General features: G+C 39.4%; 20 protein-coding genes. 11 read left to right on the forward strand and 9 right to left on the reverse strand.

All coding sequences use genetic code 11. The features are described from left to right. Positions 1–48 precede the first annotated feature (48 nt). From NSU13_RS08880 to NSU13_RS08900, 5 genes are all read left to right on the forward strand, one after another. Positions 49–174, forward strand: a complete 126-nt coding sequence (locus tag NSU13_RS08880; RefSeq protein WP_003211002.1) for an FbpB family small basic protein — start codon at positions 49–51, stop codon at positions 172–174. 50 nt (positions 175–224) lie between these two features. Then, on the forward strand, positions 225–368 hold the full coding sequence (locus tag NSU13_RS08885) for an acid-soluble spore protein N (protein WP_008357830.1): 144 nt from the start codon (positions 225–227) through the stop codon (positions 366–368). Positions 369–381: 13 nt separating this feature from the next. Further along, positions 382–624 carry a small acid-soluble spore protein Tlp gene (gene tlp / locus NSU13_RS08890; protein ID WP_024425142.1) on the forward strand — a complete coding sequence of 81 codons (243 nt, stop codon included), beginning with the start codon at positions 382–384 and terminating at the stop codon, positions 622–624. 107 nt (positions 625–731) lie between these two features. Next, positions 732–1,154, forward strand: coding sequence for a thioesterase family protein (locus tag NSU13_RS08895; RefSeq protein ID WP_024425143.1), 423 nt, complete (start codon positions 732–734; stop codon positions 1,152–1,154). A 3-nt stretch (positions 1,155–1,157) separates the two neighbouring features. Beyond that, complete coding sequence (locus tag NSU13_RS08900) at positions 1,158–1,469, forward strand: hypothetical protein (protein WP_101677141.1); 312 nt, start codon at positions 1,158–1,160, stop codon at positions 1,467–1,469. A 39-nt stretch (positions 1,470–1,508) separates the two neighbouring features. Here NSU13_RS08900 and NSU13_RS08905 read toward each other — a convergent pair whose 3' ends face one another. Together NSU13_RS08905 and plsY are read right to left on the reverse strand one after the other, a co-directional pair. Next, on the reverse strand, positions 1,509–1,796 hold the full coding sequence (locus NSU13_RS08905) for a HesB/YadR/YfhF family protein (RefSeq protein ID WP_041117530.1): 288 nt from the start codon (positions 1,794–1,796) through the stop codon (positions 1,509–1,511). Between the two features lie 97 nt (positions 1,797–1,893). Continuing rightward, on the reverse strand, positions 1,894–2,475 hold the full coding sequence (gene plsY / locus NSU13_RS08910) for a glycerol-3-phosphate 1-O-acyltransferase PlsY (protein WP_024425146.1): 582 nt from the start codon (positions 2,473–2,475) through the stop codon (positions 1,894–1,896). A gap of 75 nt (positions 2,476–2,550) precedes the next feature. On the opposite strand from plsY, the gene NSU13_RS08915 reads away from it, so the two are divergent. The 4 genes from NSU13_RS08915 (at position 2,551) to parC (ending at position 7,869) form a co-directional block, all read left to right on the forward strand. Next, entirely contained in the window at positions 2,551–2,679 is a 129-nt protein-coding gene (locus tag NSU13_RS08915) for a hypothetical protein (protein WP_257995200.1), read from the forward strand. Next, positions 2,630–3,043: a CoA-binding protein gene (locus NSU13_RS08920; RefSeq protein ID WP_034283453.1), complete on the forward strand. Its 414-nt coding sequence runs from the start codon at positions 2,630–2,632 to the stop codon at positions 3,041–3,043. The genes NSU13_RS08915 and NSU13_RS08920 overlap by 50 nt, the downstream gene beginning before the upstream one ends. A 417-nt stretch (positions 3,044–3,460) precedes the next feature. Beyond that, positions 3,461–5,428, forward strand: coding sequence for a DNA topoisomerase IV subunit B (parE, locus tag NSU13_RS08925; RefSeq protein ID WP_034283454.1), 1,968 nt, complete (start codon positions 3,461–3,463; stop codon positions 5,426–5,428). Between the two features lie 2 nt (positions 5,429–5,430). Next, complete coding sequence (parC, locus tag NSU13_RS08930) at positions 5,431–7,869, forward strand: DNA topoisomerase IV subunit A (protein WP_034283455.1); 2,439 nt, start codon at positions 5,431–5,433, stop codon at positions 7,867–7,869. A 53-nt stretch (positions 7,870–7,922) separates the two neighbouring features. On the opposite strand, the gene NSU13_RS08935 is transcribed toward parC, so the two are convergent. From NSU13_RS08935 to NSU13_RS08945, 3 genes are all read right to left on the reverse strand, one after another. Beyond that, positions 7,923–8,048: a hypothetical protein gene (locus NSU13_RS08935; RefSeq protein WP_255222231.1), complete on the reverse strand. Its 126-nt coding sequence runs from the start codon at positions 8,046–8,048 to the stop codon at positions 7,923–7,925. A gap of 43 nt (positions 8,049–8,091) precedes the next feature. Next, positions 8,092–8,427 (reverse strand): hypothetical protein, encoded by a 336-nt coding sequence (locus NSU13_RS08940; protein WP_034283456.1) that lies wholly within the window; start codon positions 8,425–8,427, stop codon positions 8,092–8,094. A 194-nt stretch (positions 8,428–8,621) separates the two neighbouring features. Beyond that, a complete protein-coding gene (locus NSU13_RS08945; protein WP_342490000.1) occupies positions 8,622–9,794 on the reverse strand; it encodes an MFS transporter in 1,173 nt (390 codons plus the stop codon). 225 nt (positions 9,795–10,019) lie between these two features. Between NSU13_RS08945 and NSU13_RS08950 the strand changes: the two genes are divergently transcribed. After that, positions 10,020–10,589, forward strand: a complete 570-nt coding sequence (locus tag NSU13_RS08950; RefSeq protein WP_342490001.1) for a sugar O-acetyltransferase — start codon at positions 10,020–10,022, stop codon at positions 10,587–10,589. A gap of 136 nt (positions 10,590–10,725) precedes the next feature. On the opposite strand, the gene NSU13_RS08955 is transcribed toward NSU13_RS08950, so the two are convergent. The 4 genes from NSU13_RS08955 to NSU13_RS08970 all read right to left on the reverse strand — a co-directional run bounded on the left by NSU13_RS08955 (position 10,726) and on the right by NSU13_RS08970 (position 13,562). Continuing rightward, entirely contained in the window at positions 10,726–11,160 is a 435-nt protein-coding gene (locus tag NSU13_RS08955) for a VOC family protein (protein ID WP_046311224.1), read from the reverse strand. A 179-nt stretch (positions 11,161–11,339) separates the two neighbouring features. Then, positions 11,340–12,053 carry a DsbA family oxidoreductase gene (locus NSU13_RS08960; protein WP_070325877.1) on the reverse strand — a complete coding sequence of 238 codons (714 nt, stop codon included), beginning with the start codon at positions 12,051–12,053 and terminating at the stop codon, positions 11,340–11,342. Positions 12,054–12,142: 89 nt separating this feature from the next. Further along, a complete protein-coding gene (locus NSU13_RS08965) occupies positions 12,143–12,763 on the reverse strand; it encodes an NAD(P)H-dependent oxidoreductase (RefSeq protein ID WP_335371186.1) in 621 nt (206 codons plus the stop codon). A 154-nt stretch (positions 12,764–12,917) separates the two neighbouring features. Next, positions 12,918–13,562 (reverse strand): NAD(P)H-binding protein, encoded by a 645-nt coding sequence (locus NSU13_RS08970; protein ID WP_342490002.1) that lies wholly within the window; start codon positions 13,560–13,562, stop codon positions 12,918–12,920. Between the two features lie 226 nt (positions 13,563–13,788). On the opposite strand from NSU13_RS08970, the gene NSU13_RS08975 reads away from it, so the two are divergent. Beyond that, positions 13,789–14,376: a TetR/AcrR family transcriptional regulator gene (locus NSU13_RS08975; protein ID WP_034283465.1), complete on the forward strand. Its 588-nt coding sequence runs from the start codon at positions 13,789–13,791 to the stop codon at positions 14,374–14,376. Positions 14,377–14,600 lie beyond the last annotated feature (224 nt).

A 14,600-nucleotide genomic window follows, 5' to 3' on the forward strand; every position in this document is an offset into this window, starting at 1 on the left:
TAAATGTTTTGGCGAAAATGTAATCATACATATATGGAGGTGAGTGGAATGAGAAGAAGAAAACGACGCACATTTGAAGAGCTTGTGCTTGAAAATAAAAAAGAATTATTAAGCAATGAGGAATTTTTAAACCAGCTTGAAGAAAAGTTGGAAGAGCGATTTAGACAGAAATAAGTTATGAATTATCCGTTTTCGTTCATCCTAAAGAAGAGGGAGGGATGATAATGGGTAGAGAGCATGATAAACAAGCGCAGTTTACACCAGACCATTTAGGGACAAAACCTGTAGCATACAAACGGAATAAAGGTAAAAAGATGCATAATAAATCAAATGAACAGCCTGATGTGATACAGACGAAGGGCGAATAAGGAGGGAATCATGATGAATGACAAGTCCTATCAATCCAATCCAGATGATCGTTCTGATAATGTTGAAAAGCTGCAAGATATGATCGAGAACACTCTTGACAATATTGATGAATCTGAAGCAGCGATGTCCGTTTCAACAGAGACAGAAAAGCAAATGATCAAACAAAAAAACGAAAACCGCAAAATGAGTATTGACGCGATGCGTTCTGAGATCAAGGACGAAGAAGCGGCAAGAAAGAATGGCTATACCGAATAAACCAGGGATTCCTGGTTTATTTTATTGCCTCTTTTTAGAAGAACCATTTGGAATGTGGTAAAATGGCAGAGACAGACCTTAGGTTTTGATAGGAGAGCGATGAAAACGTGTATGTATCCAAAAAAGAAATAGAAGTCCGTTATGCAGAAACAGATCAAATGGGCATCGTGTATCATGCCAATTATTTAATTTGGATGGAAGTCGGCAGAACAGCATTGATTAAAGAATTAGGGTTTTCCTATGCACAGCTAGAAGCAGACGGCGCTCTTGCACCTGTGATAGACTTGCAGGTTCAATATAAAAAACCATTGCTGTACGGTGAAACAGCAACCGTTCATACATGGATTGAAGAATATAATGGTGTCAAAACGGTGTATGGCTATGAAATTCAAAAACCTGATGGACAAACAGCGATTACAGGGACAACCTCACATATATGTGTGGATAAAGACACCTTTAGACCTATTCAATTTAGAAAAGCCTTTCCTGCCTGGCATAAAGTATATGAACAGTCGAAGAAGCAGGTTTAATTTATGGCTTTTGGTATTAAACGAAGCGATTTAAACGCTTGGAAATCAGCTGTCCAGCAAGGAAAAGTTGCTTTTTTAACACACTACTGGCTTGATGACCGTTTTCCAAATGCCAATACTGTCACAAAAGCAGCCTGTCAGGATATGAAGCGGTTAGTTGAGTGGGGAGAAAGACATGGACTAAAAAAAGAATGGATTCATGACCGCGAAGGGTTTCCTCATTTTGACTTGATCGGTGAGCCGCAAAAAAGAATTCTGCAAAAGGAACGATCTTTAGGGAACATTCAGGAGTTTGGGCTGTATATTGAAGTGTAAAACAAAAAAGATACCCGAGGGATGAGGTATCTTTTTTGTTTATTCATAATGAAATTCTGGTTCTTTCACGGACTCGTTATAATCAATATGCAGATCATGGTTGTCAAAGTACCAAATATCACTTTCCTCAATAAAGAAAGTAATACCTTCTATTTCAGCGGTTGCGCCGGCATTTTGAGGTTCATCTTTTGCGACGCCTAGAGAAAAGCCTTTTTGTACATTACTGCACCCGCCATATCTCACAAAAAAGCGAACTTGATCACCTTTTTCTAAATCTAATTCATCCTTGTACCAATTGAGTGCATCTTTTTTTATCGTTAATTTCAATGTGATCGCCCCTTTTTGAAGTCATGCTGTTTTTAAAATGCAGGATGCAAAAACAGCTTTTCTTTACTTTTACCACATATTTAAATGGATGAAACGGCTAGAGCCATTTGATTTTCGGTTCAGTTTTGTTGAGAATTCGTTTGAGGTTGGCGATGTGTCTGTAGATCACAAAGCCAGCAAGAACGGCAACAACAATGATTAAGAAAAGGTCTTTGGTGAATATGCTGTAAATGAATGTATAGATCCCGGTCAGCATAGATGATAGTGAAACATATTTACTAATGTATAAAAATAAGAAAAAAGCAGCGATCATCGTGATAAATAGGAATGGGGCATAAAATAGCAGCACACCGCCTGATGTAGCGACTGCCTTTCCCCCTTTAAATTTTGCAAAGACAGGAAAGCTGTGACCGATAACAGCAGCAACTCCTGCTAATAAGGGATGGATGTCCAGCTGCATGAAAAACGGTAGAGCTGAAGCAAGCGTCCCTTTTAGGATATCAGCAGTAATCACAATAGACCCTGCTTTTACGCCAAGTGTACGAAATGCATTCGTCGCACCTAGGTTTCCGCTGCCATGTTCACGGATATCGATTCCCTTTGCAGCTTTCCCGACAATGAGACCGGATGGAATACTGCCGAGAAGATAAGCCAAAATAAACATCAAAGCAATTAACATCTGCATAACTCCTTTATATTCTCCCTCTTGTCTTACATTTTAACATGATCTTGTGAAAAACATGGGGAACTTTTTTTGAAAAAATCGAAAGCAGATGGATTCAGCTTTGTTTTTAAGCAGAAATTCGCTAAAATAGAGGAAAAGGAGTGTCTTGATGAACAATCCTACGAAAGAAGAAATTGGCCGTATATTAAAGAGCAGTAAACGAATTGCTGTTGTTGGTTTATCAGATCAGCCGCACCGGACGTCTTATATGGTGTCTAAAGCGATGCAGGATGCCGGGTATGAGATCATTCCAGTGAATCCAACGATTGATGAAGCTCTCGGTGTGAAAGCAGTCGCTTCTTTAAAAGACATAAAAGAGCCTGTTGATATCGTCAATGTTTTCAGACGTTCAGAGTTTTTGCCAGAGGTGGCAGAAGAGTTTCTCGAAATAGACGCACCTGTTTTTTGGGCGCAGCAAGGCATATATCACGAAGAAGCGAAAAGGCTGATTGAGGAAAATGGCAAGGTCGCCATCATGGATTTATGTATCAAGGTGGCTCATGCGATGACAAAAACTCATTAAATCGTCAAAAATCCTTGGTTTTTCAAGGATTTTTGCTTTTTTGTTGAAGAAATATATTTGCGATTCTGAAAGAAAGCGATAAAATAAGGCGACAGGGACATATCGGCGGCCTTGCATATCGAGAAAAAGAGCGATAAGATAAATATAGAACATTTGTTCTGTTTTGCTAAAACCATCATATGATTGCATTTGGCTTATGAAACAGTCTTGTTTATAATGGACTTCTAGTTCTGATTGCAGAATGTAGAATGATTCTCATAGCTGTGCAAAAGAGCATGTATTGGTGAATTACACATGCATGATGATGATGCAGCTTATTAAAGTGGACAGTAATGAGCAGCATGATCATCATTAAAATCTAGAGAGATCATTTGATGATTAGCCGGTTATGTTTGTTAGTGAAAGGGGATTAAGCATTTGGTTAAAAAGCAGCAAGTAGATTATAACGATGATTCTATTCAGGTGCTAGAGGGGCTTGAAGCGGTCCGTAAACGTCCAGGGATGTATATTGGATCTACGGATTCGCGCGGTCTTCATCACCTTGTCTATGAGATTGTAGACAACTCTGTTGATGAAGTGCTCGCTGGCCATGGAGATCATATCATTGTCAAAATACATAAAGATAACAGCATTTCCGTCCAAGATAAAGGGCGTGGAATGCCTACTGGTATGCATAAGCTTGGAAAACCGACACCTGAGATCATTTTAACGGTCCTGCACGCAGGCGGAAAATTTGGTCAAGGCGGATATAAAACAAGTGGTGGCCTTCACGGAGTTGGGGCATCTGTTGTGAACGCGCTGTCAGAATGGCTCACTGTCACAATTGAACGTGACGGATTTATTTATCATCAGCGCTTTGAAAACGGCGGTAAACCTGTCACATCACTTGAAAAAGTCGGAAAATCGAAAAAAACGGGAACACTGATTCATTTTAAGCCGGACCCTACCATGTTCAGTGTCACGACTTATAATTTCGATACATTATCAGAGCGTTTAAGAGAATCTGCCTTTTTATTAAAAGGATTAAAAATAGAGCTGATCGATGAACGGCATGATGTACAGGAGACCTTTTATTATGAGACAGGCATTGAAGCCTTTGTTGCTTATTTAAATGAAGAAAAAGATGTTCTAAGTGAAGTCGTCTCGTTTGAAGGAGAGCATCAGTCCATCGAAGTAGATTTTGCTTTTCAATTTAATGATGGCTATTCGGAAAATATCCTTTCCTTCGTTAATAACGTCAGAACAAAAGATGGCGGTACACATGAGTCTGGTGCCAAAACGGCCATGACGAGAGCCTTTAACGAATATGCACGTAAAGTGGCCCTTTTAAAGGAAAAAGACAAAAATTTAGAAGGCACTGACATTCGCGAAGGACTATCTGCTATTATTTCTGTCAGAATTCCTGAAGAGCTGCTTCAATTTGAAGGACAGACAAAAGGAAAGCTTGGGACAAGTGAGGCACGCTCAGCTGTTGATGCTGTTATTTCTGAAAAACTTGCGTATTTCCTTGAAGAAAACCGGGAAACAGCCACTCTTCTTGTGAAAAAAGCGATTAAAGCGCAGCAGGCAAGAGAGGCTGCTAGAAGAGCACGTGAAGAAGCGAGGAGCGGCAAGAAACGGAAAAAGTCTGAAGCCACGCTGAGCGGAAAATTAACACCTGCTCAATCTAGAAACCCAGCAAGAAACGAACTATACCTAGTAGAGGGTGACTCAGCGGGCGGGTCAGCAAAACAGGGGCGCGACCGTAAATTCCAGGCGGTGCTGCCGCTGCGCGGAAAGGTGATCAATACAGAAAAAGCAAAGCTTGCTGATATTTTCAAAAACGAAGAAATCAACACCATTATTCATGCAATTGGTGGAGGCGTTGGAGTCGACTTTAATGTAGAAGACATCAATTATGACAAAATCGTGATCATGACAGATGCGGATACGGATGGAGCGCATATTCAAGTACTTCTCTTAACATTCTTCTACCGCTATATGAAGCCGCTGATTGAGCATGGCAAAGTGTTTATTGCACTTCCGCCTTTATATAAAGTCAGCAAAGGCTCAGGGAAAAAAGAAATCATTGAGTACGCATGGTCTGATGAAGAAATGGATGACGTACTGAAGAAAGTTGGAAAAGGGTACACGATTCAGCGCTACAAAGGGTTAGGTGAAATGAATGCCGACCAGCTATGGGAAACGACAATGAATCCAGAATCGAGAACACTTGTCAGGGTCAAAATTGATGATGCTGCACGTGTGGAACGCCGCGTCACAACTCTAATGGGTGACAAAGTAGAACCACGCCGTAAATGGATTGAAAAGAATGTCGCCTTTGGACTTGATGAGGAAAGCAACATTCTTGAAAATGAAAACTTGTCGCTAGCTGAGGAGGTTTAAACATGGCACAACAAGAACGATTTCATGATTTACCATTAGAAGAAGTAATCGGCGACCGCTTTGGCCGCTATAGTAAATATATTATCCAAGACCGTGCGCTTCCAGATGCACGTGATGGACTAAAACCTGTACAACGAAGAATTTTATATGCGATGTATGCAGAAGGAAATACGCAGGATAAAAACTTCCGTAAAGCCGCTAAAACAGTCGGTAACGTGATTGGTAACTATCACCCGCACGGAGACTCATCTGTTTATGAAGCGATGGTAAGGATGAGTCAGGAGTGGAAAGTACGAAATGTACTGATTGAGATGCATGGGAATAACGGGAGTATCGATGGTGATCCGCCTGCTGCCATGCGTTATACGGAAGCAAGGCTGTCTGCTATTGCTTCAGAGCTTTTAAAGGACTTAGACAAGGAAACGGTCGAATTTGTCGCAAACTTTGATGATACAAGTAAAGAGCCCGTTGTATTACCAGCGATGTTCCCAAACCTTCTTGTGAACGGATCAACAGGGATTTCAGCCGGGTATGCCACTGATATCCCGCCGCATCACTTGGGAGAAGTCATTGATGGCGTTATTAAACGAATCGAACAGCCGCATTGTACGGTTGAGGATTTAATGACGGTCATCAAAGGGCCAGATTTCCCAACAGGCGGTATCATTCAAGGTGTAGACGGTATTAAGAAGGCGTATGAAACAGGAAAAGGAAAGATTATGATTCGAGGCAAAGCGGAGATTGAAACCATCCGCGGCGGACGCCAGCAAATCGTGATCACAGAAATTCCTTACGAAGTGAATAAAGCTAATCTTGTCAAAAAGATGGACGAGTTCCGAATTGAAAGAAAAGTAGAAGGCATTTCAGAGGTCCGAGATGAGACAGACCGTACTGGGCTTCGAATCGTAGTAGAGCTGAAAAAAGAAGCAGATGCAAATGGTGTGCTGAATTTCTTATATAAAAACTCAGATCTGCAAATCCCATATAACTTTAATATGGTAGCGATACATAATCGAAGACCGACCTTAATGACGCTGACAACTATACTAGATGCATATATTGCCCATCAAAAAGAAGTGGTGACGAACCGCTCAGCGTACGAGCTTCGAAAAGCGAAGGAACGCCACCATATTGTCGACGGTTTAATTAAGGCACTTTCCATCTTAGATGAAGTCATTGCCACAATCCGCTCCTCTAATGATAAGCGTGATGCAAAGAACAACTTGATGGCGAAATATGACTTTACAGAAGCACAATCAGAAGCGATTGTTTCACTCCAGTTATATCGTTTAACGAATACAGATATTACGCAATTAAGAGACGAAGCAAGAGAGCTAGATGTGCGGATAGCAGAGCTTGAAGACATTTTAGCGAACGAGAAAAAGCTGCTAAAGGTCATTACAAACAGCCTGAAAAAGCTCAAAAAGACATATGCTGATGAGAGAAGATCCGTTATTGAGGAAAAAATCGAAGAAATTAAGATTAACCTTGAAGTGATGATCGCATCAGAGGATGTTTATGTGACAGTCACGAAGGATGGTTACATTAAGCGAACAAGCCAGCGCTCCTATGCTGCCTCTAACGGTAAGGACTTTGGCATGAAGGATACTGACCGTTTGATTCATCAGTTTGAAATGAATACAACGGATGTTCTTCTGCTGTTTACGAATAAAGGAAGCTACATTTATTGTCCTGTTCATCAGCTGCCAGATATACGCTGGAAAGACATGGGGCAGCATATTACGAATATCATTTCGATTGATCGCGAGGAATCAATCCAAAAAGCCATTCCAATAAAAGAATTTGATGAAACATCATATCTTTTATTCTTTACGAAAGGCGGAATGGTGAAGAAAACAGAGCTTCTTCAATATAAAGCGCAGCGTTATTCGAAACCGCTTGTCGCCTTGAACCTAAAAGGTGACGATGAACTCGTCGATGTTCATGTCACAACAGGACAGCAGGAATTGTTTATTGCAACGAAAAATGGTTACGGTTTGTGGTTTGATGAAGAAGAAGTAAGTGTTGTTGGACCGAGAGCGGCCGGCGTCAAAGGAATCAATTTGAAGGAAGGGGACGAGGTAGTCTCTGGCCAGATCATCGATCCGAAAAACGATGTCCTTGTGCTCACGACACAAAGAGGGGCTGTAAAGCGAATGAACCTCTCTGAGTTTGATAAAACATCAAGAGCGAAACGCGGGGTTCTTATGCTGAGAGAATTAAAGAAAAACCCGCACCGTATTGTGGCTGTGATCGCTGCATCTCTGCACGATACACTTGAAATAGATACAGAAAAGGGTACAACGATTCCGCTTGAAATCTCTACTCTAAGAGCAAATGACCGTTATAGCAATGGATCGTTTATTGTAGATGAGGAAGAGCAGGGAGAAGTGACTCATGTCCTTCTGACGCCTGAACGTGTGCCAGATGACAATAAATAAGCAAACGAAAACCCCCTGCGACTGGCAGGGGGTTTCTTTTATATACAGGTCTTTTAGCTCTCGTGGTTGCCAAACATGCTTGAAATGGCGTGCACTACTTCAATTCCTTGGTAGACGAAAAGAGAAAGTGAAGTGACAGAGAATAGACCTAGAATGAAAATTCTTAAGAAAAATAACATCGTGTAAAACCTCCCAATTTTTGTTTTGATTTAGATGGTTGGGTTAAACACGAGCTAGTCGGAAATAAGAAGATTGGTAGAACACTGCAAGTAAATGCTTCTTTTTCCGGTCAAATCGATCAGTATGAGTGATGCGTGCAAATCCAGCTGTCATACTGCCAATAATCAGCAGTGCTGTAAATGCGGCAAATACTGCGCTCACATGTTTTTGTTTCTTTTCATCGCCCATTGTCTGAACGATTTTCATTTCATGTGATTCTTGATCGGCAACCACCTTTGCATGATGGTATACCTGAACGGAATGAGGCATTGAGAACAAATGAAAACTTGCAAGTGCTATGCATAAAACACCTAATTTTAATAGCATATTTTTTTTCATTTTTCTCACCCCTTCCTGGTTATTTTCATGATCTTACCACGTTTTCAGTTATTTGAAAAGTCTTATTTTTTTACTTTCCCTCTTTAAAAAAGCGATAAACATCAGGACATCTATAGGACTGTTTCACTTCATGAAAGGTTTCAATTTTATTTTTTAAATTTAAAAAAAGTGCCATGATCATGGATCAGACACTTTTAGTGAGCTTGTAATGAATGCGGTTTTGCTACAGCTTTAGTAAAGATTCCTGCAATACATATGGCAAATAGAACAAAGATAAAGGCATGAAGCAGTCCTACTTGATTGGCAAGCAGCCCTAATATAGGAGGACCGGAAAGGGAGGCTGTGTAACCAGATAAGGTCACAATACTGACGCGTTTGACAGCGTACCTGCTATCATCGCCAGCTGCAGAAATGGTCAGCGGAAAGCCTAAAGATGCGCCAAGTCCCCATAAAAAGATCGATATCATACATACAACAAGTGAAATTTTTAAAATGACTAAAAATAGGCCGGCAGCTGCTGATAAAATCGCAACTCTTAGCAATAACACTCTGCCAAAGCGATCGATCAAACGTCCGCTGATCAGTCTGCCGCTAATCATGCCGCACAAAAACAAAGCATAGATGACTGTACTCATGGAATGTGAAACTTGGTAGCCATCTACCATTGCAAGTGGAATCCAATCATTGGCCGAGCCTTCGACAAACGCAAGACATAAGGCGATCATCGCAAGAGATATCGTTCGTTTGTTCAGCCATGCCGTTTGACTAGACTCAACTGTATCGGGCTGCTTCTCATGCTGATCCTTTCCTGTCCCATGCGGGATAAACCGTGTACAAATCAATATGCTGAGGAACAGCAGAAGGGCAATAGCGAGAAGGTGTATCAATACAGAGATGCCTAGATGGATAAAAAGAATACCAGCACCTGCTCCAATTAAAGTCCCAATACTAAAGGAAGCGTGCAATATAGGCAGAATGGTTTTCTTGATGCTGTATTCAATCTCTGTTCCTTCTAAGTTCATCGCTATATTACACATGCCAGAGCCTGCGCCAAAAAGAAAAAGACCAGTAGTGACGACAAAGATAGAAGAGAGCGTTGAACCAATGGCAAGAGTAGTGAATCCAAGGAACATCAAAAAAGCACTGATCACAATCGCCACTCGGCCGCCTTTTTTGCGGACGAATACATTTGAAAGAACAAGCCCAACAATTGAACCAACGGATAAACCAAGTAAAATAAGACCCATTGTTCCTGTGTTTGCTTGTAATAAATCTCTCACTTCCGGTGTCCGTGAAAACCATGTAGAAATGGAGATCCCAGACATCGTAAAGATCACAATAATTGCTTTATACCACTTTAATTCCATCAAATCCCTCACATTTAAAGATATATATGTTATTGAACAAATCTACTCGATTATAAATGAGACTTGCTGATTCGTAAATAACTTGCTGGAGGAACAAGGTCAATTCTAGTCAAAAGAAATCATTCCTTCCCAATTCTTATGATGAGAAGGTAAAATAAACATAAAGGGGGCGGTAGGATGTAATCATATCGCATCGGTATAAATAGAAGGGAGGAGGAGATCAACATGAAAAGTGAAAAGGAAAAAATGATCCAAGGAGAACATTATGTATCTAGTGACCAAACACTGATCGCAGATCGTGAAAGAGCGAAACAATTGACATACGCATATCAGCAAACCAATCGGCAAGAAAAAAGAACATCCATTTTAAAGGAATTATTAGGCGCTTGCGGAAATGATGTCGTTTTTGAAGGAAGACTGCAGTGCGATTACGGATACAATATCGAGATTGGTGAGCATTTTTTTGCAAATTTTGATGCAGTATTTTTAGACGTTTGCAAAATTACCATTGGACATCACTGTTTATTAGGTCCGAATGTACATATTTATACGGCTGTACACCCGCTTGATCCGATAGAACGTGCAAAGGGCATTGAATTCGGCAAACCAGTCACCATTGGAAACCATGTATGGATTGGCGGCGGTGCTATTATTAATCCAGGTGTCACAATTGGTGACAATGCTGTCATTGCATCTGGTGCCGTTGTGACAAAAAGTGTCCCAGCAAACGTGGTGGTTGGCGGAAATCCTGCAAAAATCATTAAATATCTTGATGAATCAAAATCTGGCGAATAAACGGCAGATTTTGATTTTTTCTATTTTGTCTCAATAAGATAAGTATACTCAATTATGAGACAAGAGAAATTCGTTTAATGTATAACTTCCTAGAATATATATTATGTAAACTAGGAAATGAGAATACATATTAGCGTCATTCCATTATTTGAATCTCCATCCCCCATGATGTTGTGATATAGAAAAATCCAAGAGGGCTCAGCTCTCTAACTTTAACATCAGGCTGTTCTGCAAAATATTTCAAAGCCTCTTCTATATTGGTCACTGTAATAGCTAAATGAGCTACACCGATATCACTCGGTTTTAGGTGAACATTCTGTTGATCTGGCGTCGACCATTGGACCAGTTCGATCTTTCTACCGCCGTATTGCAAAAATGCCGCCCCTTCTACAACTGAATGATCGTGAACCCCAAAGTATCTTTTAAAACTATCGTCTTCAAAGTGCATCCGTCCTGGCCGGAACAAGACTTCAAAACCCAAAATATTAGTGAAGAATTCAACTGCTGCTTCGATATCGGGTACTACAAATCCTGAATGCTCTATTGTGCCTTGAAAAATTGTATTTTTCATATCGCTAAACCCCTTTGATTTTTTTGGAAGTAAACGATTAATTATAAAGTAGTATTTAATGCAGCTATATAACACAAGCACCGATGATGTTGGCACTACTACAAGATTTAGAACAACAATACCTGAGCCTTGAGATACTATATTATTTTTTTGTAATTTCTATCTTTTTTGATTATCCATTAAAATTTACATGTTCCATCTGAACAATAATCATCGAGCGACGACTCTAATTTATGCTCTTCAACCTTAGCATTCGCGTACTCTTCTTTCCAAACCTGTTGTAATGTTTCTAAAAATACTTCGCTAGGTTGTGCTCCTGAGATGACATATTTATCATTCACTACGTAAAAGGGAACGCCCTGAATCCCAATTTTTGATCCCTCGGCTCTATCAGCTGCAATATTCTCGCTATATTTATCATTTGCTAAAACATCCAAAGCTTCGTTGCCATCAAGACCTATTTCACTTGTAAGTTGAGCAAGTGTTGCGTGATCACCGATATCTAGTGAATCCGTGAAATGAGCTTTCAAAATACGCTCCATAAACTCCCGTATCTTCCCTTTCTCTTTTGCATAATAAGAAAGACGAAGTGCATCATATGAATTCGTGGGAATCATTGTATCAAATTGATAATCTAATCCAACATCTTTTGCCTTCTGTTTCAATTGATTGTTCAGTACTTTTGCTTTTTCATATGGGACACCATGCTTGGAGGATAATACTTGATGGATATCCATTCCTGTATTTTTTTTCGCATATGGATCTAATTGAAAATGACGAAATAAGACTTCTACCTCTTCTTTATGTTCAAACTGTTCTAACCCTATTTCAAATTGACGTTTGCCAATATAACAAAACGGACAAACAAAATCAGACCAAATTTCTACTTTCATCATATGTTCCCCCTTTATGATTTTGATGAATGTGCGAGGGGGATTATGTTAATAAACATCTTTTTAACTAATCCCACCAAAGCTCTTTTTTAAAAAGTTCGTGCTGCCGCTTTTGCCTTTTCAATTGCTGCAGCAACAACTTCTTCTTTCTTAGTTGGATCATAGTCAATACCTTCAACAAAAATCGTTGGTTCCACTTCAATTCCAACAAACTTTAGCGCACCTCTCACGTAAGAATCGGAATGTTCCATTCCAATTGCCTGCGAATAAAATCCTCCCATTCCATGAATATGGATTGCTTTTTTTCCTTTCATCAATCCTTCTGGACCTTCTGCTGTATATTTAAACGTTTTTCCAGCACTCATGATTGTATCAAAATAGGCTTTTAATAATGGTTGGATTCCTAAATTCCACATTGAAGACTGAATGATGTATTTATCTGCTTCCATAAATTGCTTTGTGAATGCATTCACTGCTTCTATTTTTTGTGCTTCAACATCTGTTAGCGCTTCGCCACTTCTTAACTTCTTTTGTCCAGTTAAAAAATCAGCGTCAATTAATGGAACATTTGCATAATAGACATCTACTTCTATTATTTCATCCGTTGGATTTACTTCCTTATATTCATTGATAAATGCTCTAGCAACTTGCGTACTTCTTGATTGTTCCTCACTTTGGGGTGTTCCTTTAACAAATAATACTTTTGACATGATCATTTCCCCTTTATGATTTTGATGAATGTTTTTTGTTCCTAAACATTTTTTGAATACTTATTAAAAGAATTTACACGTTTCATCTAAACAATATTTTCAGTATGATCCCTACAATTTTTGCTGAATCAACACCCTCACACAAAAAGCTGAATTAATGATTATAGACAATGGGCATTTTTCCGATTAATTGGCGTTGCCTAGCGGCGTCATACATGAGTTTAGCGACATTTTCCCTTGATACGGACATTTTAGCTGGCTGATCGCCGAATGAATAACCGTAAGATTGCCCTTTGTATTTGATATTAGGATTAATGATTCGAACGACTGTCCAATCCAGGTTTGATTGTTTAATCAGTTCTCCTATCTTCTTCATTTCGGCATAACCATTTGGCATGAAAAGTTTAGGCAGTATTCTCGGCAGTATCGTCGATAAGCTTTTCTTATCGTCTTTAGATTGCAAGGCTGGCGTCGCGAGTGTAATCAACCTTTTTTTGGTGAACTTCTTCATCGCTTTGACAATCCGGTTATGTCCGTCGGCAATCGGTGTGCCTTTTCGTTTTCGCGACAAATCAATCCCGGGGCCTAAGGTGCTTATCACGACATCAGCTTCTGAAACTGCCGTTTCAATAGCTGAATTGTTCGTTAGTTCCCCCGTTACAATGCGTAAATTCGAATGCTTTTGCTTGATTTTCTCAGGGTTTCTCACATATACCATAACGAAATCTCCGTTTTCTAATGCAAACTGTGTTAAAAGTTGACCGATTGCACCAGTTGCCCCAAAAATAGTGATGTTCATGGTCTTCTATCTCCTTTTGTTATTCTGAATGATCACAATTATTTCCTTGATCAAAACTTTTTCGTAATAACATGTGTTATTTAAGCAACGCGCGTTGTATAATTTGATGATAAGATGAAAAAGAATCATAAACAATAACCAAAATAGCCGATATGTTGTTTACGCAACACTTCTATTGTATTGTCGTTTTTAAACACCATATGAACCCTTAAAAGGAGAAGAAAAAATGATTATGCCAAAAAAAGATCCAAGAACACTTCGTACAAGACAATTGATTGTAGACTCTTTTCTTTCGTTAGCTAGTGAAAAAGATTTCAACAATATAACGGTACGTGATATCACAGAAAAGGCTACTATTAACCGCGCTACATTTTATGCGCACTTTGACGATAAATTTGATTTATTACATTCTACAATCACCAATACATTTACAGACAAATTGAAAAAAAGATTAAATGATCACGATGGATTCAATGAAAAAGTCATTGCAAATATTTTTCTAGCCATGTGTGATCACCATAAAGAGCTAAGCGAATTATGTCCTAAAGGTTATCATTCTTTAGGAACGATTATAGAAAGTAAAATTAAAGAGGAGTTACAGAAGCTCATAGCTGATCTTGTGCTAAAAGGAACTGAAAATACGATTGAATTAGAGGATAAACAATTGATAACAATCCTATCTACTATGCTAAGTTGGGGGATATACGGAGCTGCATACACATGGAATAAGGATGGTAGACCTATTTCATCAGAAGAGCTAGTGACTAAGACCCTGCCTATCTTTAAAAATGGTATGAGTAAGTATTTTCTTTAATGAATATCAATTATTTTCAGCCATTTTAAAGTAGCCTTTATTAATTACGCAACAAATCGTTATTAGAATAAAACAGTTGCTGTAATTGGCAGTGGGCATTCTGCTGTTAGCACTCTGTTTGAGCTGGCAGAGCTAAAAATAATGGGGTATTTAGAGGAGAAAGCAATGATCAATCGCCTGCAAGAGGTCAATTAGTATTAGCTGCCGGTTATGAGCAGGCTCGA

Origin of the sequence: Bacillus sp. FSL M8-0049 (genome assembly GCF_038593355.1) — a bacterium.
In the GTDB taxonomy this organism is placed as follows: domain Bacteria; phylum Bacillota; class Bacilli; order Bacillales; family Bacillaceae; genus Bacillus; species Bacillus safensis.

Excerpts from the sequence above, each read along its gene's own strand:
- NSU13_RS08880 (WP_003211002.1), top strand. The coding sequence starts at position 49 with ATGAGAAGAAGAAAACGACGCACATTTGAAGAGCTTGTGCTTGAAAAT.
- NSU13_RS08885 (WP_008357830.1), top strand. The coding sequence starts at position 225 with ATGGGTAGAGAGCATGATAAACAAGCGCAGTTTACACCAGACCATTTA.
- tlp (WP_024425142.1), top strand. The coding sequence starts at position 382 with ATGAATGACAAGTCCTATCAATCCAATCCAGATGATCGTTCTGATAAT.
- NSU13_RS08900 (WP_101677141.1), top strand. The coding sequence starts at position 1,158 with ATGGCTTTTGGTATTAAACGAAGCGATTTAAACGCTTGGAAATCAGCT.
- plsY (WP_024425146.1), bottom strand. The coding sequence starts at position 2,475 with ATGTTAATTGCTTTGATGTTTATTTTGGCTTATCTTCTCGGCAGTATT.
- NSU13_RS08920 (WP_034283453.1), top strand. The coding sequence starts at position 2,630 with ATGAACAATCCTACGAAAGAAGAAATTGGCCGTATATTAAAGAGCAGT.
- parC (WP_034283455.1), top strand. The coding sequence starts at position 5,431 with ATGGCACAACAAGAACGATTTCATGATTTACCATTAGAAGAAGTAATC.
- NSU13_RS08935 (WP_255222231.1), bottom strand. The coding sequence starts at position 8,048 with ATGTTATTTTTCTTAAGAATTTTCATTCTAGGTCTATTCTCTGTCACT.
- NSU13_RS08940 (WP_034283456.1), bottom strand. The coding sequence starts at position 8,427 with ATGAAAAAAAATATGCTATTAAAATTAGGTGTTTTATGCATAGCACTT.
- NSU13_RS08945 (WP_342490000.1), bottom strand. The coding sequence starts at position 9,794 with ATGGAATTAAAGTGGTATAAAGCAATTATTGTGATCTTTACGATGTCT.
- NSU13_RS08950 (WP_342490001.1), top strand. The coding sequence starts at position 10,020 with ATGAAAAGTGAAAAGGAAAAAATGATCCAAGGAGAACATTATGTATCT.
- NSU13_RS08955 (WP_046311224.1), bottom strand. The coding sequence starts at position 11,160 with ATGAAAAATACAATTTTTCAAGGCACAATAGAGCATTCAGGATTTGTA.
- NSU13_RS08960 (WP_070325877.1), bottom strand. The coding sequence starts at position 12,053 with ATGAAAGTAGAAATTTGGTCTGATTTTGTTTGTCCGTTTTGTTATATT.
- NSU13_RS08965 (WP_335371186.1), bottom strand. The coding sequence starts at position 12,763 with ATGTCAAAAGTATTATTTGTTAAAGGAACACCCCAAAGTGAGGAACAA.
- NSU13_RS08970 (WP_342490002.1), bottom strand. The coding sequence starts at position 13,562 with ATGAACATCACTATTTTTGGGGCAACTGGTGCAATCGGTCAACTTTTA.
- NSU13_RS08975 (WP_034283465.1), top strand. The coding sequence starts at position 13,789 with ATGATTATGCCAAAAAAAGATCCAAGAACACTTCGTACAAGACAATTG.